Below are 23,351 nucleotides of genomic sequence, written 5' to 3' on the forward strand. Positions count from 1 at the left end.
CGGACATGTCGAAGTCCCAAACCATGATCAAACTCGCAGCGATTGCCACGCTGCTGGCCCTGGGCGCTTGCAGCTCGGGCGTCAAGCTGGATGACACCGCCAAGAATGGCACGGGCGGTGCAGGCACGGGCGCCGACACCCGCACGGTCACCCCGGTGGACGTGGGCCGTGACGAGCTGACCGATCCGAACAGCCCGCTGGCCAAGCGCAGCATCTACTTTGACTTCGACAGCTACTCGGTCAAGTCGGAATACCAAGGTTTGCTGGGCCAGCACTCGCGCTACCTGCAGTCGCACAATCAGCGCAAGGTGCTGATCCAGGGCAATACCGATGAGCGCGGCACCAGCGAGTACAACCTGGCGCTGGGCCAGAAGCGTGCCGAGGCCGTGCGTCGCGCGCTGTCGTCGATGGGCGTGCCTGACAGCCAGATGGAAGCCGTGAGCCTGGGCAAGGAAAAGCCGCAGGCTACCGGCCACGACGAAGAGTCGTGGGCGCAGAACCGCCGCGCCGACATCGTTTACTGATCGGCACGGTTTGAGGTTGGACGCGCCGGCTGCGATGCTGCGGCCGGCGTTCTTACGTTGGCAATCACAGGAATACGATGATGAAACAGCGCGCGTATGACGCCATGCGTCGGGCCATCCTGATGGCGACGCTTGTTGCGGGTGGCGCCCTGACCATGGCCGGCCCGGCGGCGGCAGGGGTGTTTGACGACGATGAGGCGCGTCGCGCCATCATCGACATGCGCGAGAAGTTCAACACCTTCCAGTCGAGCGCGGCACAGCGTATCGACCAGAACAGCAAGAACCTGATCGACGCGCAGAACCAGATCGAGACCCTCAAGTCCGAAGTGGCGCGCCTGCGTGGTCAGAACGAGGTGCTGCAGAATTCCGTCGACACGCTGACCAAGCAGCAGAAGGATTACTACGCCGACCTCGATGCGCGCCTGAAGAAGTTCGAACCGCAGCAGGCCACGGTGGAAGGCCGCGAAGGCACGGTCCAGCCCGGCGAGAAGGATGAGTATGACGCCGCACTCAAGCGCTTCCAGAGCGGTGATTTCAAGGGGGCAGGCAACCAGTTCTCGGCCTTCGTGAAGAAGTATCCGCAGAGCCCGTACCTGCCGTTGGCGCAGTTCTGGCTGGGCAACGCGCTGTATGCACAGCGTGACTACAAGGGTTCGAGCTACGTGCTGGAGAGCATGGCGCGCGCCAACCCGCAGCACCCGAAGGCGGCCGATGCGCTGCTGCAGGTGGCAACCAACCAGGGTGAATCGGGCCAGAAGGCCGCCGCACGCAAGACGCTGGAATCGGTGGTTGCCCAGTATCCGGGCAGCGAGCAGGCCAAGACTGCCGAAAGCCGTCTGAAGACGATGCGCTGATCGGCAAATCATCATTGTTGTGAATCGACGCCCGCCCGTGGCTGCATCGGCGGGCGTTTTTCATGGTCGGTCGCAAATGGCCGGCATGTGCGGTCCTGGGCGCGGGGAAGGTGATGGCGCGTTAAAATGAGGGCCTTCCTCTGATGTGCTCCACAAGGCTTCGCCCATGAAAAAACGCGCCATCGTCCTGCTTTCCGGCGGGCTGGACTCCGCCACCGTGCTCGCCATGGCCAATGCCGATGGCTTTGAGACCTACGCGCTGTCGATGCGCTACGGCCAGCGCCACTCGTCCGAGTTGGAAGCGGCCAAGAAGGTGGCGGCTGCGATCGGTGCCGTGCGTCACGAGATCGTCGATCTGGACTTGCGCAAGTTCGGCGGCTCCGCGCTGACCGACGACACCCTTGATGTGCCGACCGATGGCGCGCACGCAGTTGCCGATGCAGGTATTCCCATCACCTACGTGCCGGCGCGCAACACCATCATGCTGTCGCTGGCACTTGGCTGGGCTGAGGCTGTGGGCGCGCGTGACCTGTTCTTCGGTGCCAATGCGGTCGACTACTCCGGCTATCCGGACTGCCGCCCAGAATACGTTGCTGCCTACGAGGCGCTCGCCAACCTGGCCACCAAGGCTGGTGTGGAGGGTGAGCGCATCCGCGTGAACGCGCCCATCATCGCCATGACCAAGGCGGAGATTATCCAGGCCGGTGCGCGACTGGGCGTCGACTATGGCATGACGGTGTCGTGCTACAAGGCTGACGACGAAGGTCGTGCCTGCGGCGTATGCGATTCGTGCCGTATCCGCAAGGCTGGCTTTGAGGCTGCCGGCGTGCCTGACCCGACGCGCTACGTCTGACGCCATGCCCGAACTCGATCTCAACGCGCTCTCCCACACGGTGCTGTGGGCGACCTTTGCGCTCACCTTTGCGTTTGGTGCGCTATTGCAGCGCACGCACTTCTGCACAATGGGCGCGGTGTCCGACGCCATCAACATCGGCGACTGGAGCCGCGTGCGCATGTGGGTGCTGGCCATTGGCGTGGCCATGATCGGCACGGGGTGCTTAAGCTGGCTGGGCCTGATTGATACGAGCAAGACCATCTACACGGCCAACAAGCTGCTGTGGCTGTCGTCGCTGGTGGGCGGGCTGTTGTTTGGCTTCGGCATGGTGCTGGGCTCGGGTTGCGGCAGCAAGACGCTGGTGCGCATCGGCGGCGGCAATCTCAAGTCGGTGGTGGTGTTCGTGTTTCTCGGGTTGTCGGCGTACATGACGCTTAAGGGCGTGTTTGGCGTGGTGCGCGTGGCGACCGTCGACAATGTCGTGGTCACGTTGCCGACCTCGCAGGACTTGCCGAGCGTGCTGGGCCATGCGCTGTCGGTCGATGTGCGCACGCTGCGTCTGGCACTCGCGCTGGTGATTGGCGGGGTGCTGTCGCTGTGGGCGCTGCTCGGGCGTGATTTCCGCACGGTCGACAACCTGCTCGGCGGTGTCGGCGTCGGGCTCATCATCGTGGCCATGTGGTACGTGTCGGGCCACCTCGGCTATGTGCAGGAAGATCCGAACACGTTGCAGGAGGCGTTCCTCGCCACCAACAGCGGCCGCATGGAGGCGCTGAGCTTCGTCGCCCCCGTGTCGTACACGCTGGAGTGGTTGATGTTCTTTAGCGATACGTCGCGCGTGTTGACGGTGGGCATCGTGAGCGTGCTGGGCGTGATTGCCGGCTCCGCCGTGGTGGCGCTGGCCACGCGCACGTTCCGCTGGGAAGGTTTTGCCAGTGCTGAAGACACCGGCAATCACATCATCGGCGGCATCCTGATGGGGGTGGGCGGTGTGACGGCGCTGGGCTGCACGATCGGGCAGGGACTGTCGGGCGTGTCGACGTTGGCAATCGGCTCATTCATCGCGCTGGCGGGTATTGTGATCGGCGCGGTGCTGGCGTTCCGCTATCAGATGTGGCGGATGGAACGCCTAGTCTGACAGGCGTTGACAGAACCGCTGTTATCTTCCTATAATCGCGGTCTTTGGGGTCTTTAGCTCAGTCGGTAGAGCAGTAGACTTTTAATCTATTGGTCGCGGGTTCGAATCCCGCAGGACCCACCAAATTTCAGAGGGCTCGACAGCAATGTCGGGCCCTTTGTCTTTTGTGCGGCGCTATCCTGTGCGTCGTCCCTGCGCGTGTCATTCACTGGTCTACGCCCATGTCCCTGCGCCTCTATCTCGCCGGCCCCGATGTCTTCCGCCCGCAACCGGTTGTATATGGCGAAGCGCTGAAGCAACTGTGCGCGGACTTCGGCTTCACCGGCCTGTATCCGCTCGACAACGCAATCGCCCCACAAGCCAACGGTCCGGCGACCGCCGCCGAGATCTACCGACAGAACATCGCACTGATCGATTCGGCCGATGCCGTGATGGCCAACGTGGCAGACTTCCGCGGCCACGAGCCCGACTCCGGCACGTGCTTCGAAATCGGCTATGCCATCGCGTGCGGCAAAGACGTGTGGTGCTACAACGTGCCTGCCGTGCCACTCCTCGCGCAGGTGCCCAACATCCAAGGCAGTGACGCCGACGGCTGGGCAGTGGAGGACTTCGGCCTGCCGCGCAACCTGATGATCGCGTGCAGCAGCCGCTCGGTGGTGGGCGATGCGCGCGCGTGCCTGGAGCAGATGCGTGCGCATTACGCGGGCGCGTAGTTGCGCATAGTTGCGCGGCCGATATGCGTATGCGGATTGCTTCCTTCGGGGCGGCCGAGGCTATCCGTATAGTGCCTGCACCGGATGATCCCCCGGACGAGGCACCGCATGAAGCTCGACGACCTGCATCAACTCCCTGATCTCACACACCTGTTGGCCGAACTGGCCTCCACTGCTGCGCAACGCGATCAGCAAGGCGGTCATGCGGCGCACCAGAAGGCGGCGATTGCACGTGCTGGTCTGCTGCCGTTGGTGATTCCCACCCAGTACGGCGGTGCGGGCGCCGGCTGGGCCGATGCTTTTGCTGTCGTGCGGGCCATTGCTGCGGTCGACAGCTCGCTCGGGCATCTGCTGGCCTTCCAGTACTTGCAGACTACTACGGTGTATCTGTACGGCTCCGATGCACAGCGTGAGCGCTTTCTTCGCCCGACGGCGGAGCTTGGCTGGTGGTGGGGCAACGCCGTCAACCCGCTCGATCATCGGTTGCGCGCGCAGCGCTCCGGCAGCGGCTGGGTGCTTGATGGGGAGAAGGGTTTCTGTTCGGGCACGCTGGGTTCGAACATGATGGTGGTGTCAGGCCATGACGAGGCGAGCGGCAAGTCGATCGTGGCCGTGGTGCCGACTGCGCGCTACGGCATCACCGTGCGCGATGACTGGCATCCCATCGGCCAGCGCCAGACCGATAGCGCCACGGTGCAGTTCCGCCACGTGCAGGTGGCGGAAGACGAAGTGCTGGCGGGGCCTGAAAACGTCTTTACGCCTTATCAGACCTTGCGTTCGTGCGTTGCGCAGAACGTGCTGGTCAATCTCTACACCGGCATTGCCGCAGGCGCGCTGGACGAGGCGCGCAAGGTCACGCTGCATGCGTCGCGGCCGTGGCTCACCTCCGGCGTGGAGCGTGCGGCGGACGACCCTTATCAGATCCAGCGCTTTGGCGAGATGCGTGTGCAATGGCTTGCTGCAGACGCCTTGGCCGCTCGCGCCATCCAGCGGCTGGACCGCGCGTGGCGCAAGGGTGTATCGCTCACCGCCGATGAGCGCGCCGAGGTCTCGCTCGCCACCGCCGAGGCCAAGGTGGCCGCGCATCGTGCCGCGTTGTTCATCAGCCAGGAGATGTTCGAGGCGACGGGCGCGCGCTCCACCAAGGCCGCACTCGCCCTGGACCGCTTCTGGCGCAACGCGCGCACGCACACACTGCACGATCCGCTCGACTACAAACTGCGCGCCATCGGCCGCTACGCGTTGGAAGGCATCCTGCCGGACGCCACGGTGTACGGCTAAGCGCGTATCGATCTGCGCTTTCCTTCGTTGGCGGGTGGCCGGCGCGGGCGGTGTAATGTGGAATTCGTTCGCTGCCGTGAACTCTCTACTGACATCATGTCCGACGTTGCTCTTGCCACTCCGGCTGCCCCAGAGGCGCCAGCCGTTCGCACCACCCGCTTCCACATTCGTCGTCTGCCTGAGGCACCGCTCGGCGCGGAGATTCTCGGTCTGGCCGATGCAGCCGACTTGACCGACGCCGACATCGCTGCGATTCGCCAGGCGTGGCTTGCGCACGATGGCTTGCTTGTCTTCCGCGACGTACAACTCACGCCGCAGTCGCAAGTCGAATTCAGCCGTCGCTTCGGCCCGTTGCAAGTGCATGTGCTCAATCAGTTTCATCTGGCGCGGCATCCGGAAATCCTGGTCGTCTCCAACGTGGTCGAGAACGGCAAGCCGATCGGCTTGGGAGATGCCGGGCGCGACTGGCATTCGGATCTCTCGTACAAGCCGCTGCCGAGCCTGGGCTCGCTGCTACTGACGCGTGAACTGCCGGAGGAGGGCGGCGACACGCTGTTTGCCAACATGGTCCGCGCGTTCGATACGCTGCCCGCCGAACTCAAGCGCGTGATTGAAGGCCGCCGAGCAGTGCACTCGTACGTGTACCGCTACGAGCGCTTGCGTGTGCTGTCGAGCTGGCGCCCGCCGCTGTCGCAGGCGCAGATCGATGCGGTGCCACCGGTCGATCATCCGGTCGTGCGCACGCACCCGGAAACCGGCAAGCGCGCGCTCTTCGTCAACGAAGGCTTCACCTCGCACATCCTTGGCCTGCCCGAAGATGAGAGCACCAGCGTGCTGGAACAGCTTTTCGCCCACAGTGTCCGCGCAGACAACGTCTACACGCACCAATGGCGCGCGGGCGACATGCTGTTCTGGGACAACCGCTCGACCATCCATTTCGCGCCGGGCTGCCCCGACACGTATCGCCGCACGCTGCACCGCACGACGATCGAGGGCGACGTCCCCGTCTAAAGTCCTGCCTCGCGCAGACGTGCATCAATGCTTGCGAGCGTGAGCGTCTGCGCGAAGAGCCGTGCGAGGGATTGACTGGCGTGCTGTGAGACCTCGTCTGCGTTGGCCCAGCGGTACGCATCCATCTCGGGGATCAGGCGGCCCGTGTGATAGCTGTTGAACATCGAGGTGCAGGTCAGCGTGTCGAGCCGGACCTCTGCGCGGCGCAGGCGTGTGGCGAACAGGTGCAGCTCCTTGTCGCGCCGGAACGGAACGCGGCCGAGTTCGATCAGCGCGTGGCCATCGAGCACGAGGCCGGTTTCTTCACGCGTCTCGCGCAGTGCGGTATCGCGGTCGTTCTCGCCCGGTTCGGGGGCGCCCTTGGGGATGTCCCAGTGGCGCGTTTCCGTGGCGTGGGCGAGCAGGACCTCGGCGTCTTCGTTGAGCAGCACAAGACCACAGGACAGGGCGATCGGCATGGCTACTTGCCCCCGCCGCGCTGCACGATGCGTGCGCTCAGCAACTGGTGGTCACGGTTGAACAGGCGCCGGTAGGCGAGCAGTACGGCCGCCACCGTGCCGAGCCCGGAGGAGGCCGCCAGCAAAAACATGATGACGATCTGGTAGCGCACGGCCTCCAGCGGCGACTGCCCGGCCAGCACCTGACCCGTCATCATGCCCGGCAGGCTTACCACGCCCACGACCGACATCTGATTGATGATCGGCGTCAAGCCGGCGCGCACAGCGGTTCGTGCAGCATTGCGTGCCGCCTCCCAGCGCGTGCCGCCCAGCGCGAGCACCGTTTCCACCTGGTCACGTGTAGCGATCAGCTCGCCGGTCATACGCTCCAGTGCCAGGCCCACCCCCGTGAGCGTGTTGCCCAGAATCATCCCCATGATCGGAATGGCGTACTGCGGTTCGTACCACGGCTGCGCGCGCAGCACGACGATCAACCCGATCGCGCCGATCAGCCACGTGCTGCCGAACACCGACAGCGTCCCGTCGATTCGCAGCCCTGCGTAGCCGCGCGCGCCGCGGCTACCGGTAGCGTGCCCCGCAATCAGCGTCATGGCGGCAACCACACCAAGCACCACCGCCCAATACGCATGGGCGAACACCCATTCGAGCACGAAGCCGATGGCCAGCAACTGTACGACGGTGCGCACGGCTGCCCACGAGAGGCGTCGCTCCAGCCCAAGACCCAGCCCGATCGACAGCGCGCCGTTGATGAGGATCAGCGCCGCAGCGATGCCGACCTGCCAGGCGGAGAGCGTGAGTTCCTGCCCGTTCATCGTGTCGCCCCGGTATTCAGTCGGCCGGCTTCCATGCGCCAGTGCTGCCGGCCGATGCGCGCGGCCTGCTCCGGATCGTGCGTGATCCACACCCAGGCGCGCTGGTCGGGCGCCTGGGCAAACCAATGCAGCAGCAGTGCCTCAATGGCGCGCGCAGAAGCAGGGTCCAGGGCAGCGGTCGGCTCGTCGAGCAGCAGCACGGCGGGGCCGGTTTGCAGGGTGCGGACGAGTGCGGCAATCTGCGCCTCGCCGCCGGAAAGGTCGGTGGCGGTCTTGTCGAGAAAGCTTGCATCGCGCTCGGCGCGGGCCAGCATGGTAACGGCGGCTTCGCGGTCAAACGAAGCGTGCCCCTGACGTGCATGCAGTTGATAGGGCAGGCGGAGGTTGTCTTCCACTGTGCCCGGCAGCAGCGCGGGGCGCTGACGCACGTAGGCGACCTGGCAGCGATAGGCCGGGACGGCGCGCGCGGCAATCCTCTCACCTCGCCATGTCACATGACCGTCATCGACCGGGTCAAGCAGGGCCAGCGCGCGCAGCAGCACGCTCTTGCCGGCACCCGATGGTCCGGTAAGCGCAATGCGTTCTCCCGTCCGCACGGTCAGCGAAGTGGGGTGCAGGAGCGTGGCACCGGTACGCATGTCGCGGCGGTGGAGGTCGATGGCGGTCAGCATGACGTGAGGCAGAGCGTGTTGCGTACGGTACGGCATCAATGCGGTGCTTTTATGCATTATGCATATGAGCGGGTGGGGTGCTCCTCCACTTAAATTTCTTCAGCGCTGGCACGCCTGACTTGCGGTTGCCGCGCCACTATGCGGTTCGCATGCCATGCGGGATGGCCCTTAACCTGAACGGACGATGTCGAAGGCCCCGGCGCACGGTGGATGTCGGACGAGTCCGACATCGCATTCAGTGACGGAAGGGTCGCCATTTACGCACGCCGGGCATAGCATCAAAGCATCACAAGAAGCGATGGAGGGCGCCATGGAAACCGAGAAGATTCAGGTGGCGCATCCGTGGTGGCAACCCGGGGTCTTTGCATCGGCCCCGGCGATTTTCCTGTGGATCTGTGCCCAACTGCCTGCCGACATGCTCGGTGATATTTTTCATGCGGGCACGTCGCATGACTCGCTCGCGCATGTGGGCGATACGCTGTTCGTGATCGGCTGGACAGCCAGCGGCGCGCTGATGTGGCATGGCCGGCGGCACGTCGCGCATGACACCGGAGTGACAGCGCAAGCTGCAGCAGATGCTGTTCCGGCATCGGAGCCTGTAGGGCATCTGCATGGTTTGGCTGGACTGCGCCAAAGCATGGCCCGCCGCTGGGAGCGCATGCGGCATCCGATCCCGTTGCACTGACACGGATCTGTCGCAAAGAAAAAGGCCGGAGTGATCCGGCCTTTTTGCTGGGCAGCTTCAGGAGGTGCTACCCGGAATGATCTCGTCTACCTCGTTGTCGGACGTGGCAGTGGTCGCGGCAGCGCCGGGTTGGCCACCTTGCGTTTCCTGCCACTTGCGATAGCCCCACCACGCCGCCCCGGCCACCAGTCCGACCTTGCCGAGTCGGCGCGTAATGCGGCCAATCACGGTATGGCGCAGCCCCGCATAGGCCAGCGAGAGTGCCGTACCGACCAGCGGATACTCACGTGCAATGCCCAACGTGCGCATCAGGCCGTTCGGGCGCGCCAGCGGGCGGATCAGGCTCGGCAATAGCGCACCAAGGCCACCCAAGCTGAAGGTACGGCTGGTGGCGCGGCTTACGTCGTTGCGGGCTTGTGCGTAGTCGTAGCGCTCCAGAGCGGCACGGGTAAGCAACAGTTCCTTGCGCACGGCTAGCGGCAAGCGGCCTTCGGCGCCACGGCGGGACGGCCGCACATGGTGCCGCGCGCTATGGGCGGGTTCGTGTTCGGGGCTCGGGTTGGACGATGGCGTCGGTTGGGTCGGATCGGTCATCGGCGCAGGATCTCCCGGTCTTTGTCGAGTTCGGCCAGTGTGGCTTCGAACAGCGGTGGCGCGTTGCGCAGCGACGTGCGCACCTTCCACAGGCAGCCAACAGCGCCCAGTGCATAGAGCACCGCCATGACCGCCAGGGCCTGCCAACGGTAGGTGTCCCAGAACAGGATGGCGATGAGCGCCGTGAGGGTCATGATGGACAGTGCGATCAAGCTCACTGCCAGCATCCCGAGGAAGGCTGCACCGAGCAGCCGGTCTTTTTCTTCGGCCAGTTCGACGCTCGCCAATTCGAGCCGCGTTTGCAGCATCGAGACGACCGTGCCGGCCAGTGTCTTCAGGGAGGCGAACAGCTTCGGGCTGGTGTCGTCGGTCATGAAGGTTCCGGAGGGTACGAGGCGAGGGGCGTGACTGCCAATGCAGCACGTACCATGCCCATGGCGGGACCGCCAGAATGCAACTGGCCGATGGCGCGATCCGCAAAAGAGCGCGCCATCGGCCAGGAAGAGAACTGCGGATTACTTGCGGTTGAGCAGCAGACCGATCAGCAGGCCCACGCCTGCCGCCACGCCAACGGCTTGCCACGGATGATCGTGAACGTAGTCATCGGTGGCACGTGCGGCCGCCTTGCTCTTGTGGACAACGGCGTCTTGCAGGTCCTGCGCCTTTTCCTTGGCTTGGCGCAGCATGCCCATGCCGCGCTCGCGCAACTCGGCGGCTTTTTCGCCGCTGGAGGAGGCCGCTTGTTTGAGCAGGGTTTCGGCGTCGGACAGAACGGTCTTCACGTCGGTCATCAGTTTCTCCTTATTAACGGATTCGGCCAGGTTGGGGGATGTGTTCGTCATGGTCGGGTCCTTGGTATCGGGTGGTTCAATTGCCAGTATGTCGACGCGCTTATTCGCTAGCATATGTGTGGGCGTTGCGAAACTTCAAGCGCTCACGTCGCGCACGCTGCGATGGATCAAGGCTTCATCCATTGTCCGGCAATGTGCGCGTGCCTTCCACCCTCTAGCCAGCAAATGCCACGCCTAATGACGAAAAGTGATGTTGTTGTGAATTTATAGTCGTTTTGGTTGGATGGCAATCTGGCTATAGTGGTTCCCAATCAGAGCATGGAGGACACGATGTCTTTACGTTTGGGCGATATCGCCCCCGATTTCGAGCAAGATTCGAGCGAAGGCCGCATCAAGTTTCATGAATGGCTGGGCAACAGCTGGGGCGTGCTGTTTTCGCACCCGGCGGACTACACGCCGGTCTGCACCACTGAACTAGGCCTGACCGCCAAGCTCAAGGAAGAATTTGCCAAGCGCAACGTCAAGGCGATCGCGCTGTCGGTGGATTCGGTCGAGTCGCACAAGGGCTGGATCAACGACATCAACGAGACGCAACACACTACGGTCAACTTCCCGATCATTGCCGATCCGGACCGTAAGGTTTCGCAGCTGTACGACATGATTCACCCGAATGCGAGCGAAACCTTTACCGTGCGCTCGCTGTTTGTGATCGATCCGAACAAGAAGGTTCGCCTGACGATTACGTATCCGGCTTCGACGGGGCGCAATTTCAACGAGGTGCTGCGCGTGATCGACTCGCTTCAGCTGACCGAGTATCACAGTGTGGCCACGCCGGGTAACTGGCAGGACGGGGACGACGTTGTCATCGTGCCGTCGCTCAAGGATGAAGAGGTCATCAAGCAGAAATTCCCGAAGGGCTACAAGGCACTGCGCCCGTATCTGCGCCTGACGCCGCAGCCCAACAAGTAACGGCTCCTTGGTAGTGTGATTGCCGCCCGGTCCTCGTGCCGGGCGTTTTTTGCGTTTGAACCTGTCCATGATCCTACTGCGCTGCCCGATCTTGGCCCTGTGATGCTCGCCGTACCCACGTGCGGCTGCGCTTCTCGGATCAACCTCGGGTCGCTCGCCACGGATCCCGAACAGGTTCTGAGCGCAAAACAAAACCGGCCAGCCCTTGCGGGTCTGGCCGGTTTGTCTTTTGTGAAGACGGTTCAGTGCGCGATCAGATCGCCCAGCCGCCGACGTAGAACGCGACCAGCGCCACGGCAATGCCCACGGTACCGACGTTCAGCTTGCGCCATTCGCCGGCCACCAGTCGGCCGATCACCAGCGTGGCGAAGCCGAGCATGATGCCGGTGACGATGTTGCAGGTCAGCACGATGAACACGGCGCAGACCAGACCAGCCAGTGCATCGACCATGTCGTCCATGTGCAGCTTGCTCACGCTCGAGAGCATCAGCAAACCGACGTACATCAGCGCAGGCGCCGTGGCATACGACGGCACCAGGCCAGCCAGCGGTGAGAAGAACATCACGGCCAGGAACAGCACGCCGACCACGACGGCCGTCAGGCCCGTCTTGCCGCCGGCAGCTACGCCAACCGTCGATTCAATGTAGGCCGCAGCCGGAGCGCCACCGAAGAACGCCGAGAAGATCGAGCTGATCGAATCGGCCGTCAGGGCGCGACCACCGTTGATGATCTGGCCCTTGTCATTGAGCAGGCCAGCTTGACCCGCCACCGCGCGGATTGTGCCGGTAGCATCGAAAACGGCGGTCATCACCAGTGCCAGCACGGCGGGTAGCACAGCTGCAGAAAGTGCACCGCGGATGTCCATCGAGCCGATCAGCGAGGTATGGCCCGGCGAGCTGAGCGACGGTAGGGCGAAGATGCCAGTGAACTTGACCGCGGGGTCGAAGATCAGGCCCAGCGCCGAGATGGCGATGATCACGATCAGGATGCCGCCTGGTACGCGACGACGCTCCATACCGAAGATGGCGGCCAGGCCGAGCACCGACATCATCACCGGGAAGGCCGTGACATGGCCCAGCGCCACGGGCAGGCCCGGACCGGCGTTCTTGACCACCAGACCGACGTCGTTGGACGCGATCAGCAGCAGGAACAGGCCGATACCGATACCGGTGCCGTGCGCCACGCCCGAGGGCAGGTTGCGCAGGATCCACGAGCGCACACCCGTAGCGGAGATGGCGGTAAAGACCACACCCATCAGGAAGACCGCGCCCAGCGCGACTTCCGGCGAGAGCTTCTGACCAAGCACGAGGCCGAAGGCCATGAAGGCCGTGAGCGAAATCGCGCAGCCGATGGCGATCGGCAGCTTGGCCCACAGGCCCATCAGCAGCGAGCCGAAGGCGGTGGTCAGACACACGGCGACGAACACGGCGCTGGTGTCAAAGCCTGCCTTGCCCAACATGCCGGGCACGACAAACACGGCGTAGACCATTGCCATGAAGGTGGTGATACCAGCCACCACCTCTCGCTTCTGGGTGCTGCCGCGTGCAGAAATCTGGAAATAGCGATCAACGGCACGCGCATCGGCAATGCCAGCGGCGCCAAGTTCCGTCGTCGACGGAATGGACTGTTCAGCCATGGTGGGTTGTCTCCTGGCAGAGCTCCGCGTCGACCGGTTCAGCGGAACCGACAACGTGAGGCGCCCTGTTCTGGTTTTGGTTCGGCTCGGGCGCCTGCGTACGCGCGCTGGCATTCTCCAGACCGTTGTCTCGCGATTGGTTTTGTCGCGTGGCGCTGCAATCTACGTATGGATCGCGCGCACGTTTTATCGGTGTGAGGGCAGTGCCGGTGATTCGATTCGCTGGCACTTGGTGCGAAGCATAGACGGGCGCCCACGGCCGATTCATGCGGCGAGACGTATCCCGATCATTTGCAAATTTGTATAACGCTTGGGAGACCACGGGGGAGAGAACGACAGTGCCCAGAACGGGCGAGACGATGCGGCGGGTGAGGCACGAGTGTGCATCAACCCGCCCAAAATGAAAAGCGCAATTAGAAGAAAGCCTGAATGCCGGTCTGTGCGCGGCCGAGGATCAGCGCGTGGATGTCGTGCGTGCCTTCGTACGTATTCACCACTTCCAGGTTCACCACGTGGCGGATCACACCGAATTCATCGGAGATGCCGTTGCCGCCCAGCATGTCGCGCGCCACGCGAGCGATGTCGAGCGATTTGCCGCACGAGTTGCGTTTCATGATCGAGGTGATTTCCACGGCAGCCGTGCCTTCGTCCTTCATGCGGCCCAGGCGCAGGCAGCCCTGCAGGCCGAGTGTGATTTCGGTCTGCATGTCGGCCAGCTTCTTTTGCACAAGCTGGTTGGCGGCGAGAGGGCGACCGAACTGCTTGCGATCCAGCACGTACTGGCGTGCGATGTGCCAGCAGGCTTCCGCCGCACCCAATGCGCCCCACGCGATGCCATAGCGCGCCGAGTTCAGGCACGTGAACGGGCCCTTCAGGCCGCGCACGCCGGGCATCAGGTTCTCTTCCGGCACAAACACCTCATCCAGCACGATTTCACCGGTGATGGAGGTACGCAGGCCGACCTTGCCGTGGATCGCCGGTGCCGACAGGCCCTTCCAGCCCTTTTCCAGGATGAAGCCGCGGATCTCGTCTTCGCCGTTGTCGTTCGGCAGCTTGCCCCACACGACAAACACATCAGCGATGGGCGAGTTGGTGATCCACATCTTCGCGCCTGACAGCGAGTAGCCGCCGTCGACCTTCTTGGCACGCGTGATCATCGAGGCCGGGTCGGAGCCGTGGTTCGGCTCGGTCAGGCCGAAGCAGCCAATCCACTCGCCGGTGGCCAGCTTGGGCAGGTATTTCTGCTTCTGCGCTTCGCTGCCGAACTCGTAGATCGGCACCATCACCAGCGATGACTGCACGCTCATCATCGAGCGATAGCCGGAGTCCACACGTTCAACTTCGCGCGCGATCAGACCGTAGCTGACGTAGTTCAGGCCCGGGCCGCCGTACTGCTCGGGAATCGTCGGGCCTAGCAGGCCGAGTTCACCCATCTCGCGGAAGATCGACGCATCGGTTTTCTCATGCCGGAACGACTCCAGCACGCGCGGCATCAGTTTGTCCTGGCAGTACGAGGCAGCGGCGTCGCGCACCATGCGCTCGTCGTCGGTCAGTTGTTGGTCGAGCAGCAGGGGATCGGCCCAGTTGAAGGCGTTGCGAGCGGTCACGGTGGTAGTCTCCGAGTTTTTGTTGTTCCGAGATACGGAACACAGTTTCGAAATTTAGAGCTATCATAGCGCAACCACCGACGATTTCCAGGGCTTTTTTGCCATGAGCATGACACGTCTCCCCGATCCCGAATTCGATACCGGCGGCATTGGCGATAGCAATCGCGAAGGTGATCCGAACTTCGTCACGGCACTTGCCCGCGGGCTAGAGTTGCTGCGCGCGTTCCGCCCTGGCGACACGCTGCTGGGCAACCAGGAGTTTGTGCGGCGCACGGGCTTTCCCAAGGCTACGGTCAGCCGATTGGCGGGTACGCTGGTCTCGCTGGGCTACCTGCGTTATGACGAGGCGCTTGGCAAATACGGGCTGGATGCTGGCGTGCTGGCGCTGGGGTTTGCTTACCTGGCTTCGAGCGATGTGATCCAGCTCGCGCGGCCGCACATGAGCGCGTTTGCACAGAAGTACGGCGTGTCGATTTCGCTCGGCAAGCGTGACAAGCTGGACATGGTCTATCTGGAAACGATCCGCCACGACAGCCCATCGATGAGCGGTTCGGCAGGGTTGGGCGTGGGCTCGCGGCTGTCATTGCTGTCGAGCTCGATGGGGCGGGCGTATCTGGCGTCGCTGCCGGCGGCGCGGCGCGAGCGCTTATATGAGGCGTTGCGTACGCAACAGCCCGCGCAGTGGGCGGCGGAGGGTGCAGCGGCAGACGATGCAGTGAAGGCCGGCGTGCGGGAGGGGTATGCGGTGTCGCTGCGTGACTGGCACCCGGCCATCCACGCGTGCGCGGTGGCGTTCGTCGCGCCGAGCCAGCGCGAGCCCTATGTGGTGAGCTGCAGCGCCCCGTACACCGCGGCCGATACCGAGCGCATTCGCGATGAACTGGCCCCTGCGCTACGGGAGTTTGCGGCGCGGCTCGGACAAGTCGTCGAGCCCGCCATGTAGGCGCCGCGCGTTCCACGAGAGGTTGTCCTAGCGGACAGCAGCGGCGCCATGATGTTTTGGCCGTTGATGCCCTAGATGGCGCCTTTCTTTGCTTACTTTCTTTGGCAAGACAAAGAAAGTGAGTCAGCCCCCGCAGGGACGAAACAAGAGATAGGCCACCAAGACCTATCCCGACCAGCAACAAAATCAACGCACACGCATACCCGGCACAGCACCGGCGTGCGGCTCAAGGATGTACAGGCCCGGCTGAGCCTTCTCATCAGCAGCCGAAGCCGCCAACACCATCCCTTCTGACATTCCGAACTTCATCTTGCGCGGCGCGAGGTTCGCAACCATCACGGTCAGTTTGCCCACGAGGTCTTCCGGCGCATACGCCGACTGGATGCCCGAGAACACGTTGCGTGTCTTCTCCTCACCCACATCCAGCGTGAGCTGCAGCAGCTTGTTCGAGCCCTCCACGCGTTGGCAGGCGACGATCTTGGCCACGCGCAGGTCAATCTTGGCGAAGTCATCAATGGTGATGGCCTCGGCCATCGGTTCGATCGTGGCAGCGCCGTTGGCCGCGGCAACCGGTGCATCGGTGGTTGCCTGCAGCGACTGACGATTCGCTTCGACCAGCGCATCCACCTGCTTCTTGTCCACGCGCGTCATCAGGTGTGAGTACGGCTGGATCGGCTTGGCCGACGACAGTGCCGAATCAATCGAGCGCCAGGTCAGCGGCTCAACGTTGAGGAACGCTTCGATGCGCTCGACCGTGGTCGGCAGAATCGGCTTGAGGTACACAGCCAGCAGGCGGAAGGCCTCCAGCGCCACGGAGCATGCAGCGTGCAGCTTCTCGCGGTTCGCTTCGTCCTTGGCGAGGTCCCACGGCTTTTCGGTGTCGACGAACGCGTTGACGGCGTCGGCCAGCTCCATCACCGCACGCAGGGCCTTGCTGTACTCGCGCTTCTCATACAGATCAGCAACTTGCGGGGCGGCTTCGCGCAACTGCACCATCAGCGGATGGCCGAGGGCGGCATCGCTCACGCGGCCCTCGAAGCGCTTGACCAGGAAGCCCGCCGAGCGGCTCGCGATGTTGACGAACTTGCCGACCAGGTCGCTGTTCACGCGGGCGATGAAGTCGTCCAGGTTCAGGTCGAGGTCTTCCATTGTCGCGTTCAGCTTGGCGGCGAAGTAGTAGCGCAGCCACTCCGGGTTCAGGCCCGTGTCGATGTAGCTCTGTGCGGTGATGAAGGTGCCGCGCGACTTGCTCATCTTGGCGCCGTCCACGGTCAGGAAGCCGTGGGCGAACACGTTGGTCGGCGTACGATGGCCCGAGAACTTGAGCATCGCCGGCCAGAACAGCGTGTGGAAATACAGGATGTCCTTGCCGATGAAGTGGTACTGCTCGGTGGTCGAGTGCGCGCTGATCCACGATTCGAAGTCGAGGCCGAGCTTCGCGCTCAGGTTCTTGAAGCTGGCGTAGTAGCCAACCGGTGCGTCCAGCCACACGTAGAAGTACTTGCCCGGTGCGCCCGGAATTTCGAAGCCGAAGTACGGTGCATCACGCGAGATGTCCCAGTCCGACAGCTTGGCTTCGCCATCGTCGCCGAGCCACTCGCGCATCTTGTTGGTGGCTTCGGGTTGGGCCAGGTCGGCCACCCACTCGCGCAGGAAGGTCTCGCAGCGCGGGTCAGACAGCTTGAAGAAGTAGTGCTCCGACGATTTGCGCACCGGCGTCGCGCCCGACACCACGGAGTACGGGTTCTTCAGGTCGGTCGGCTGGTAGGTCGCGCCGCACACTTCGCACGAATCGCCGTACTGGTCTTTCGCGCCGCACTTGGGGCACTCGCCCTTGATGAAGCGGTCCGGCAGGAACATCTCCTTGACCGGGTCGTAGAACTGCTCGACTTCGCGCACGTCGATCAGGCCGTTTTCCTTGAGCTGCAGGTAGATGCGCTCGGATAGTTCCTTGTTCTCGTCGGAGTCGGTGCTGTAGTAGTTGTCGAACGAGATCAGGAAGTTGTCGAAGTCGCGCTTGTGCTCGGTCCAGACACGTTCGATCAGTTGGCGCGGGGTCAGGCCTTCCTTCTCGGCGCGCAGCATGACGGGTGTGCCGTGCGTGTCGTCGGCACCCACGTAGTAGGTTTCGTGCCCGCGCATGCGCTGGAAGCGCACCCAGATGTCGGTCTGGATGTACTCGACCAGATGGCCGATGTGGATCGGGCCGTTGGCGTACGGCAGGGCGGAAGTGACGAGGATGCGACGTTCGGACATGGGGCAGGCCAAAAAGGTGCGGGCGGGCCGCAAAAAAAAAAGGCGGCGCGGAGAAACGCGTATTTTAGCGCGCCCGGCGGGCTCAGGCCGGTGCGTGACGAATGGTGGGAATCTGGGGTTTGGAAGCTGCGGCAGGACGTCGCAGGTTGTGTGATCCAAAAAAAAGCGCCGGTCAGAGCCGGCGCAGCTTTCCACAACGGAAAAGGAGGAGAAATCAGGTACCGCCCGGGAGGTCAGCCACGCATCGCGAGCCAGCAATGCGCAGCAAGCGGTACCTGTTCTCTATGACAGGGTCATCCTTGAATTGGTTTCAAATAAATTTCGACGCGACGATTTTGTGCGCGGCCGGCCTCGGTAGCGTTGTCGGCAACCGGCTGCGTCTGTCCACGGCCCTCAGCCGTCAAGCGATTGCGGGCAACGCCGCGATCGGTCAGATAGCTTGCCACGCTTTGGGCGCGCTTCTGCGACAGCGTCATGTTGTAGTTGGCGTTGCCGGTACTATCTGTGTGGCCGACCACGTTAGCGGCCAGTTCCGGGTGCGAGGTCAGCGTTTGCGCCACGCTATCCAGCGGGCCGCGGAACGATGGCTTGATCACCGCGCTGTCGGTATCGAACGAGACCTGGCTCGGGATGTTCAGCTTAAGCGAGCCGTCAGGTTGCTCCGAAATTTGCGTGCCCGTGCCAGCCGTGTCACCGGCGAGCTTGGACTTGATGGCGCCCCAGTTGTAGCCGGCGGCCGCGCCTGCCGCTGCGCCGAGCGCGCCGCCAATGGCCGCGCCCTTGCCGTTACCGACCAGTGCGCCGATGCCCGCGCCTACAGCCGCACCAACGCCAGTGCCGACGGCGGTATTGTTCTGCTGTTCGGTGGCACAGCCGGCCGCCAGCAAGGCGACGAGCGAGACGGAAATAAGCTTGGCTTTCATGGTTTCTCCTACGAATAACGGGTTCGGTTCTTGTTTGGTTTGCCGATGGCCGGCACGGCCGAGGGATATGTGGGGGGAATCGGACGAATGTCGCGCCGGCAAAATACAATAGCAAAACAGTACATAGAGTGGCCAGGACCCGACAAAGTTCATGTCGGGCAATCGTTGGCCCGTCCCCCATTCGCATTAGATTTGTGGAGTCAATGTTGAGCGTAACCATCGAACAGATCACCGAAGCCCTGCGCGGCGTGGTGGATCCCAATACCGAGCGCGACCTGGTGTCGTCGAAGTCGGTGCGCAATATCCGGGTCGATGGCGGCGAGGTATCGCTGGATGTCGAGCTCGGCTACCCGGCCAAAAGCCAGTTCGATACGATCCGCAAGCTGGTGATCGGCGCGCTGCGTCAGGTACAAGGTGTCGACAATGTGAGCGTGCAGGTGTCGATGAAGATCGTCGCGCACGCGGTGCAGCGCGGTGTGCACCTGATGCCAAATGTGAAGAACATCATTGCCGTGGCGTCGGGCAAGGGCGGGGTCGGCAAGTCCACCACCGCAGTGAACCTGGCGTTGGCGCTGGCTGCTGAAGGCGCCAATGTCGGCATTCTCGACGCCGACATCTACGGCCCGAGCCAGCCGATGATGCTGGGTATCCAGGGCCAGCCGGAGTCCGCCGATGGCAAGACCATGGAGCCGATGGAGGGCCACGGCCTGCAGGCCAATTCGATCGGTTTCCTGATCGAGCAGGACAACCCGATGGTCTGGCGCGGTCCGATGGTCACCTCCGCGCTGGAGCAACTGCTCAAGCAGACCAACTGGCGTGACCTCGATTACCTGATCGTCGATATGCCGCCGGGCACGGGCGATATCCAGCTCACGCTGTCGCAGAAGGTGCCCGTGACGGGCGCGGTGATTGTCACCACGCCGCAGGACATCGCGTTGCTCGACGCCAAGAAGGGTTTGAAGATGTTCGAGAAGGTGGGCATTCCCATCATCGGCGTGGTTGAGAACATGGCGGTGTACTGCTGCCCGAACTGTGGCCACACTGAACACATCTTTGGCGCGGGTGGTGGCGAGAAGATGTGCGCGCAGTATGGCGTGCCGTTCCTGGGCAGCCTGCCGCTAAACCTCTCCATTCGCGAACAGGCTGATTCGGGCCGTCCGACCGTGGTGGCTGACCCCGATGGTGCGATTGCCGGTGTCTACAAGCAGATCGCGCGTCGCGTCGCCATTGCCGTGGCCGAGAAGGCGAAGGACATGACGAGCAAGTTCCCGTCGATCGTCGTGCAGAACACGTAAGCCATGGACACCACTGAGCCGCTGCCCAATGATCGAAAGGTGGAGCGTCCGTCCGTGAGGATGGCGGTGGTGCTGTGCCGCCGCCCGACGGCCAACCGCTGGCAGCCGTTTCAGTGGCGGCTGGAGGCCGTCGTGCCGGATCTGGGTGAGTACGGCAGCGAACCGCGTTGTCTCGATCGCTCAGACAGTGAAGAACGTTGGCTCACGCCCGGCTTCAACGTCACGCTGTTCCGCGATGAGGCCGAGGGGTACTACCTGAACGTAACCTCCGCCGCGCCTTGCTGGTTCGTGCTGTGGCGCCTGGGCGAATCGGGTGCAGCTGATGAGGGCCGGGCGATTCCGCACACGGTGTCGGTCAGCTACAACGAGGCCGGACGCTGGCTCGATGGTGGCGAGACGGTCGAGAACGTGCCGCTGGACGCTGCCGCGTTGGAGTGGCTGCAGGCGTACGTGGCCGAGAACTACCGCCCCGAGCCGAAGAAGCGGCGCCGGCCCGAATCGTTCCTGCCGCCGGAAGACCGCGCGAAGTACTGAGCGAAGCCGCTGTGAACGACGAATCCTTCCTGTCGCGCTGGTCGCGCCGTAAGACGGCGCAACGGCGCGGAGAGCCTGAACCGGAGGAGGCCCCGCCCGCCGAGGTGGTGCCTGCGCCGGCCGTTGCACACGAACCGGTGCTGGCCGAGCCTGCGCCCGACGCGCCGCCCCTGACGCTTGAAGACGCCGCCGCGCTGACGCCGGCCGACGATTTCGCACCCTTTGTCGCACGCGGTGTGGACGAAGCCGTCAAGCGTGCCGCGCTCAAGAAGCTCTTCGCCGATCCGCACTTCAACGTGATGGATGGGCTCGACACCTACATCGACGACTATTCTCAGCCCGATCCGATTCCGCCTGAGATGTTGCGCGAGCTGCGCCACACGGCGGAGCTGCGGTTGTTCGAGCCCCTGGATGTGGATGTGAGTCCGCCGATAGGAATCGAGCCTGTATCGGATGCTGCACCCACCCTGACAGGCGAGACGCCGCCCGAACCCGTCGAGGCGCCCGTCGCTGACGACCCCGCCCAGGCAAGCCCGCATGGCAGCGCTAAGCCACCGTCCGTAGAATAAAAAAGAGGACCGTGCGGCAGAGACCGCGCGGCCATGTCCCCATAGCCCGCGCGTCAGACGCGGGCACATACGCACAATTTCATGCCAACGCTGGTCTGCAGTTGCAATCACACCATGCCGCTCGACGCCGATACGGTGAGCGATGCCCTGCGCGCGTCCGACGCCGCCATCGATGCGCCTGGCAAGACACACCACCTGTTGTGCCGCCGCGAGATCGGCGCTTTCACGCAGGCGCTGGACGGCACCGAAGACGTGATCGTCGCGTGCACACAAGAGAAGGCGCTGTTTGCTGAAGTGGCTGCGCAGCACGAAGGTGTGACCGCGCCGATCCATTTCGTGAACGTGCGCGAAACGGGCGGGTGGTCGGCAGGGGCGAAACGCGATGCGCGTGGCTTCCATGCGAAGACGGCAGCGCTGCTGGCGGTGGCTGGGTTGCCCGCGCCAGACCCGGTGCCTGTGGTCGACTACCGCTCCGAGGGCAACCTGTTGATCGTCGGCCCCGCCGAACGGGTCACGCCCTGGGCCGAGCGTTTGGCTGATCAGTTGAGCGTGACGGTGCTTGCTATCGGGCGCGATCGATCTGCCGGCGCGCTCTCGCCGCCGATGGAGCGCCGCTGGCCTGTCCACGCCGGCGAACAAGTGGAGGTCAGGGGTTGGCTTGGCGCGTTCGAGGTGCAGTGGCGCAACCGCAATCCGATCGATCTGGATCGCTGCACGCACTGCAACGCTTGCATCGACGTGTGTCCGGAAAATGCGATCGACGCGCTCTACCAGATTGATCTCGATCTGTGCCGCGACCACCGCGACTGTGTAAAGGCCTGTGGTGAGGCCATGGCGATCGACTTTGGCCGCGTGGACGCACCGCAAACACTGTCCGGCCAGTTCGACCTGATCTTCGACCTAAACGATGCGCCGGCCTTTGCCCAGCACCAGCCGCCGCAAGGCTACTTCCACGCCGGTGCCGATGCGGGGCGCCAGTTGGCCGCCTCACTCGCATTGCTGCAGAGGGTGGGCGAGTTTGAGAAACCCAGGTTCTTCCAGTACAAGGAATCGATCTGCGCGCACGGACGTAACGGCCAGGTCGGTTGCGATGCGTGCGTGCAGGTGTGCTCCGCAGCGGCCATCTCGTCGCAATGGAAGGACGGACGCGGTAGCGTGCACGTCACGCCCAACCTGTGCGTCGGCTGCGGTGCCTGCACGACGGCGTGCCCCACCGGCGCCATCACCTATGCGTACCCGAGCGCACCGTACCAGGGTCGCAAACTCAAGACGCTGCTGAACACCTACGCAGCGGCGGGTGGGCGCGATGCAGTGGTCCTGCTGCACAACGGTGAGCGGGGCCGCGCGTTGATCGAACACCTCGGCCGCGCCGCACGGACCGGCAAGGCACAGGGCGTGCCTGTGAATGTGCTCCCGGTCGAAGTGTTTCACGCCGCGTCGACGGGGCTGGAGGTGTGGCTCTCGGCGCTTGCCTATGGCGCCGCACGTATCGCCATTCTGCTGACCGAAGACGACGCGCCGCAGTACAGGGCGATGCTCGCAGAGCAGATCGCAGTGGCGCAGGCTGTGCTGCAAGGCCTGGGCGAGCGAGCCGATGCATCGAGCGTTGTGCTGATTGATGTTGCCGATCCGGCTACGCTCGATGCGCGCTTGAATGCAGCTGACGTATCCGGCCCGCTGCGTGGGTTCCGGTGTGACATGCCCGCCGCGACATTCGCCGTGGCTGCCGCCAAGCGCGAGACGCTCGATTTCGCGCTCGACCATCTTGCCCGCCACGCCAAGACCACCGAGGCCGTGATCCCGCTACCGGCCGGCGCACCGTTTGGCGCCATCACCGTGGACCGCGAGCGCTGCACGCTGTGCATGGCCTGCGTGGGAGCCTGCCCATCGCAGGCGTTACGCGATCAGGCCGAGCGCCCCGTGCTGGCGATGATCGAGCGCAACTGCGTCCAGTGCGGCCTGTGCGAGACCACGTGCCCCGAAGACGCCATTGCGCTTGTGCCGCGCCTGAACCTGTCGGCTGTGGCGCGCCAGCCCGTCACGCTGAACGAGACGCAGCCGTTCCACTGTGTCCGCTGCGGCAAGCCGTTCGGCACGGCGCAGATGGTCACCACGATGCTGGCCAAGCTCGGTGCGCATCCGGCGTTTTCTGGTGCCGCTGCCGAGCGCCTGAAGATGTGTGGCGACTGCCGTGTGATCGATATGATGGAGCGCGGCGAACGTCCGGGCACCACCCACTGAAGAACGAATTT

General features: G+C 63.8%; 23 protein-coding genes, 1 tRNA gene and 1 pseudogene. 15 read left to right on the forward strand and 10 right to left on the reverse strand.

All coding sequences use genetic code 11. The features are described from left to right. The first annotated feature begins 5 nt into the window (after positions 1 to 5). The 8 genes from pal (at position 6) to JHD73_RS09310 (ending at position 6,356) form a co-directional block, all read left to right on the forward strand. Entirely contained in the window at positions 6 to 524 is a 519-nt protein-coding gene (pal, locus tag JHD73_RS09275) for a peptidoglycan-associated lipoprotein Pal (protein ID WP_021195228.1), read from the forward strand. 77 nt (positions 525 to 601) lie between these two features. Further along, the gene (ybgF, locus tag JHD73_RS09280) at positions 602 to 1,378 is read left to right on the forward strand and encodes a tol-pal system protein YbgF (protein WP_199030004.1); all 777 of its coding nucleotides are present in this window, start codon (positions 602 to 604) and stop codon (positions 1,376 to 1,378) included. A gap of 166 nt (positions 1,379 to 1,544) precedes the next feature. Beyond that, positions 1,545 to 2,231 (forward strand): 7-cyano-7-deazaguanine synthase QueC, encoded by a 687-nt coding sequence (queC, locus tag JHD73_RS09285; RefSeq protein ID WP_199030005.1) that lies wholly within the window; start codon positions 1,545 to 1,547, stop codon positions 2,229 to 2,231. Between the two features lie 4 nt (positions 2,232 to 2,235). Next, positions 2,236 to 3,351, forward strand: coding sequence for a YeeE/YedE family protein (locus JHD73_RS09290; protein ID WP_199030006.1), 1,116 nt, complete (start codon positions 2,236 to 2,238; stop codon positions 3,349 to 3,351). A gap of 47 nt (positions 3,352 to 3,398) precedes the next feature. Continuing rightward, positions 3,399 to 3,474, forward strand: a tRNA-Lys gene (locus JHD73_RS09295). Between the two features lie 98 nt (positions 3,475 to 3,572). Continuing rightward, complete coding sequence (locus JHD73_RS09300) at positions 3,573 to 4,064, forward strand: nucleoside 2-deoxyribosyltransferase (RefSeq protein WP_199030007.1); 492 nt, start codon at positions 3,573 to 3,575, stop codon at positions 4,062 to 4,064. Between the two features lie 108 nt (positions 4,065 to 4,172). After that, positions 4,173 to 5,345 carry an acyl-CoA dehydrogenase family protein gene (locus JHD73_RS09305; protein WP_199030008.1) on the forward strand — a complete coding sequence of 391 codons (1,173 nt, stop codon included), beginning with the start codon at positions 4,173 to 4,175 and terminating at the stop codon, positions 5,343 to 5,345. Between the two features lie 96 nt (positions 5,346 to 5,441). Beyond that, positions 5,442 to 6,356 (forward strand): TauD/TfdA family dioxygenase, encoded by a 915-nt coding sequence (locus JHD73_RS09310; RefSeq protein WP_199030009.1) that lies wholly within the window; start codon positions 5,442 to 5,444, stop codon positions 6,354 to 6,356. Here the strand turns inward: JHD73_RS09310 and JHD73_RS09315 are convergent. The 3 genes from JHD73_RS09315 to JHD73_RS09325 are packed head-to-tail and all read right to left on the reverse strand — an operon-like array spanning position 6,353 to position 8,297. Continuing rightward, positions 6,353 to 6,814 (reverse strand): NUDIX domain-containing protein, encoded by a 462-nt coding sequence (locus JHD73_RS09315; RefSeq protein WP_199030010.1) that lies wholly within the window; start codon positions 6,812 to 6,814, stop codon positions 6,353 to 6,355. The two genes, JHD73_RS09310 and JHD73_RS09315, sit on opposite strands and share 4 nt — an antisense overlap. A 2-nt stretch (positions 6,815 to 6,816) precedes the next feature. Then, complete coding sequence (gene fetB, locus JHD73_RS09320; RefSeq protein WP_199030011.1) at positions 6,817 to 7,626, reverse strand: iron export ABC transporter permease subunit FetB; 810 nt, start codon at positions 7,624 to 7,626, stop codon at positions 6,817 to 6,819. Further along, positions 7,623 to 8,297, reverse strand: coding sequence for an ATP-binding cassette domain-containing protein (locus JHD73_RS09325; RefSeq protein WP_199030040.1), 675 nt, complete (start codon positions 8,295 to 8,297; stop codon positions 7,623 to 7,625). Before JHD73_RS09325 ends, fetB begins: the two co-directional genes overlap by 4 nt. A 310-nt stretch (positions 8,298 to 8,607) precedes the next feature. Between JHD73_RS09325 and JHD73_RS09330 the strand changes: the two genes are divergently transcribed. Then, on the forward strand, positions 8,608 to 8,982 hold the full coding sequence (locus JHD73_RS09330; RefSeq protein WP_199030012.1) for a hypothetical protein: 375 nt from the start codon (positions 8,608 to 8,610) through the stop codon (positions 8,980 to 8,982). Between the two features lie 57 nt (positions 8,983 to 9,039). On the opposite strand, the gene JHD73_RS09335 is transcribed toward JHD73_RS09330, so the two are convergent. The 3 genes from JHD73_RS09335 to JHD73_RS09345 all read right to left on the reverse strand — a co-directional run bounded on the left by JHD73_RS09335 (position 9,040) and on the right by JHD73_RS09345 (position 10,418). Next, positions 9,040 to 9,576, reverse strand: a complete 537-nt coding sequence (locus JHD73_RS09335) for a DUF3318 domain-containing protein (protein ID WP_199030013.1) — start codon at positions 9,574 to 9,576, stop codon at positions 9,040 to 9,042. Continuing rightward, positions 9,573 to 9,950, reverse strand: a complete 378-nt coding sequence (locus JHD73_RS09340; protein ID WP_199030014.1) for a phage holin family protein — start codon at positions 9,948 to 9,950, stop codon at positions 9,573 to 9,575. The genes JHD73_RS09335 and JHD73_RS09340 overlap by 4 nt, the downstream gene beginning before the upstream one ends. 141 nt (positions 9,951 to 10,091) lie before the next feature. Then, positions 10,092 to 10,418 carry a YqjD family protein gene (locus JHD73_RS09345; protein ID WP_021195215.1) on the reverse strand — a complete coding sequence of 109 codons (327 nt, stop codon included), beginning with the start codon at positions 10,416 to 10,418 and terminating at the stop codon, positions 10,092 to 10,094. Positions 10,419 to 10,697: 279 nt separating this feature from the next. Here JHD73_RS09345 and JHD73_RS09350 point away from each other — a divergent pair, with 279 nt between their 5' ends. Next, positions 10,698 to 11,336, forward strand: coding sequence for a peroxiredoxin (locus tag JHD73_RS09350; protein WP_199030015.1), 639 nt, complete (start codon positions 10,698 to 10,700; stop codon positions 11,334 to 11,336). A gap of 253 nt (positions 11,337 to 11,589) precedes the next feature. Here JHD73_RS09350 and JHD73_RS09355 read toward each other — a convergent pair. Further along, positions 11,590 to 12,909, reverse strand: a pseudogene (locus JHD73_RS09355) (NCS2 family permease); the annotation flags it as partial. Positions 12,910 to 13,385: 476 nt separating this feature from the next. Continuing rightward, entirely contained in the window at positions 13,386 to 14,579 is a 1,194-nt protein-coding gene (locus tag JHD73_RS09360) for an acyl-CoA dehydrogenase (RefSeq protein ID WP_199030016.1), read from the reverse strand. Between the two features lie 103 nt (positions 14,580 to 14,682). On the opposite strand from JHD73_RS09360, the gene JHD73_RS09365 reads away from it, so the two are divergent. Then, positions 14,683 to 15,522: an IclR family transcriptional regulator gene (locus tag JHD73_RS09365; protein ID WP_199030017.1), complete on the forward strand. Its 840-nt coding sequence runs from the start codon at positions 14,683 to 14,685 to the stop codon at positions 15,520 to 15,522. 186 nt (positions 15,523 to 15,708) lie between these two features. Here JHD73_RS09365 and metG read toward each other — a convergent pair whose 3' ends face one another. Both metG and JHD73_RS09375 read right to left on the reverse strand, forming a co-directional pair. After that, positions 15,709 to 17,778: a methionine--tRNA ligase gene (metG, locus tag JHD73_RS09370; protein ID WP_199030018.1), complete on the reverse strand. Its 2,070-nt coding sequence runs from the start codon at positions 17,776 to 17,778 to the stop codon at positions 15,709 to 15,711. A gap of 293 nt (positions 17,779 to 18,071) precedes the next feature. After that, complete coding sequence (locus tag JHD73_RS09375) at positions 18,072 to 18,701, reverse strand: OmpA family protein (protein WP_199030019.1); 630 nt, start codon at positions 18,699 to 18,701, stop codon at positions 18,072 to 18,074. A gap of 206 nt (positions 18,702 to 18,907) precedes the next feature. Here JHD73_RS09375 and apbC point away from each other — a divergent pair, with 206 nt between their 5' ends. From apbC to JHD73_RS09395, 4 genes are all read left to right on the forward strand, one after another. Beyond that, positions 18,908 to 19,996 carry an iron-sulfur cluster carrier protein ApbC gene (gene apbC / locus JHD73_RS09380; protein ID WP_199030042.1) on the forward strand — a complete coding sequence of 363 codons (1,089 nt, stop codon included), beginning with the start codon at positions 18,908 to 18,910 and terminating at the stop codon, positions 19,994 to 19,996. Between the two features lie 3 nt (positions 19,997 to 19,999). Then, complete coding sequence (locus JHD73_RS09385; protein ID WP_199030020.1) at positions 20,000 to 20,530, forward strand: DUF3305 domain-containing protein; 531 nt, start codon at positions 20,000 to 20,002, stop codon at positions 20,528 to 20,530. 11 nt (positions 20,531 to 20,541) lie between these two features. Continuing rightward, positions 20,542 to 21,099, forward strand: coding sequence for a DUF3306 domain-containing protein (locus JHD73_RS09390; protein WP_199030021.1), 558 nt, complete (start codon positions 20,542 to 20,544; stop codon positions 21,097 to 21,099). Positions 21,100 to 21,180: 81 nt separating this feature from the next. Beyond that, entirely contained in the window at positions 21,181 to 23,340 is a 2,160-nt protein-coding gene (locus tag JHD73_RS09395; RefSeq protein WP_199030022.1) for a 4Fe-4S binding protein, read from the forward strand. Positions 23,341 to 23,351 lie beyond the last annotated feature (11 nt).

This window comes from Ralstonia sp. ASV6 (assembly GCF_016429285.1).
GTDB lineage: Bacteria > Pseudomonadota > Gammaproteobacteria > Burkholderiales > Burkholderiaceae > Ralstonia > Ralstonia flaminis.

Coding starts and splice junctions, on each gene's coding strand:
- JHD73_RS09325 (WP_199030040.1), bottom strand. CDS start 8,297: ATGCTGACCGCCATCGACCTCCACCGCCGCGACATGCGTACCGGTGCC.
- JHD73_RS09315 (WP_199030010.1), bottom strand. CDS start 6,814: ATGCCGATCGCCCTGTCCTGTGGTCTTGTGCTGCTCAACGAAGACGCC.
- metG (WP_199030018.1), bottom strand. CDS start 17,778: ATGTCCGAACGTCGCATCCTCGTCACTTCCGCCCTGCCGTACGCCAAC.
- ybgF (WP_199030004.1), top strand. CDS start 602: ATGATGAAACAGCGCGCGTATGACGCCATGCGTCGGGCCATCCTGATG.
- JHD73_RS09385 (WP_199030020.1), top strand. CDS start 20,000: ATGGACACCACTGAGCCGCTGCCCAATGATCGAAAGGTGGAGCGTCCG.
- JHD73_RS09310 (WP_199030009.1), top strand. CDS start 5,442: ATGTCCGACGTTGCTCTTGCCACTCCGGCTGCCCCAGAGGCGCCAGCC.
- pal (WP_021195228.1), top strand. CDS start 6: ATGTCGAAGTCCCAAACCATGATCAAACTCGCAGCGATTGCCACGCTG.
- JHD73_RS09300 (WP_199030007.1), top strand. CDS start 3,573: ATGTCCCTGCGCCTCTATCTCGCCGGCCCCGATGTCTTCCGCCCGCAA.
- JHD73_RS09345 (WP_021195215.1), bottom strand. CDS start 10,418: ATGACGAACACATCCCCCAACCTGGCCGAATCCGTTAATAAGGAGAAA.
- JHD73_RS09375 (WP_199030019.1), bottom strand. CDS start 18,701: ATGAAAGCCAAGCTTATTTCCGTCTCGCTCGTCGCCTTGCTGGCGGCC.
- JHD73_RS09330 (WP_199030012.1), top strand. CDS start 8,608: ATGGAAACCGAGAAGATTCAGGTGGCGCATCCGTGGTGGCAACCCGGG.
- fetB (WP_199030011.1), bottom strand. CDS start 7,626: ATGAACGGGCAGGAACTCACGCTCTCCGCCTGGCAGGTCGGCATCGCT.
- JHD73_RS09340 (WP_199030014.1), bottom strand. CDS start 9,950: ATGACCGACGACACCAGCCCGAAGCTGTTCGCCTCCCTGAAGACACTG.
- JHD73_RS09335 (WP_199030013.1), bottom strand. CDS start 9,576: ATGACCGATCCGACCCAACCGACGCCATCGTCCAACCCGAGCCCCGAA.
- JHD73_RS09305 (WP_199030008.1), top strand. CDS start 4,173: ATGAAGCTCGACGACCTGCATCAACTCCCTGATCTCACACACCTGTTG.
- JHD73_RS09350 (WP_199030015.1), top strand. CDS start 10,698: ATGTCTTTACGTTTGGGCGATATCGCCCCCGATTTCGAGCAAGATTCG.
- JHD73_RS09290 (WP_199030006.1), top strand. CDS start 2,236: ATGCCCGAACTCGATCTCAACGCGCTCTCCCACACGGTGCTGTGGGCG.
- JHD73_RS09365 (WP_199030017.1), top strand. CDS start 14,683: ATGAGCATGACACGTCTCCCCGATCCCGAATTCGATACCGGCGGCATT.
- JHD73_RS09395 (WP_199030022.1), top strand. CDS start 21,181: ATGCCAACGCTGGTCTGCAGTTGCAATCACACCATGCCGCTCGACGCC.
- queC (WP_199030005.1), top strand. CDS start 1,545: ATGAAAAAACGCGCCATCGTCCTGCTTTCCGGCGGGCTGGACTCCGCC.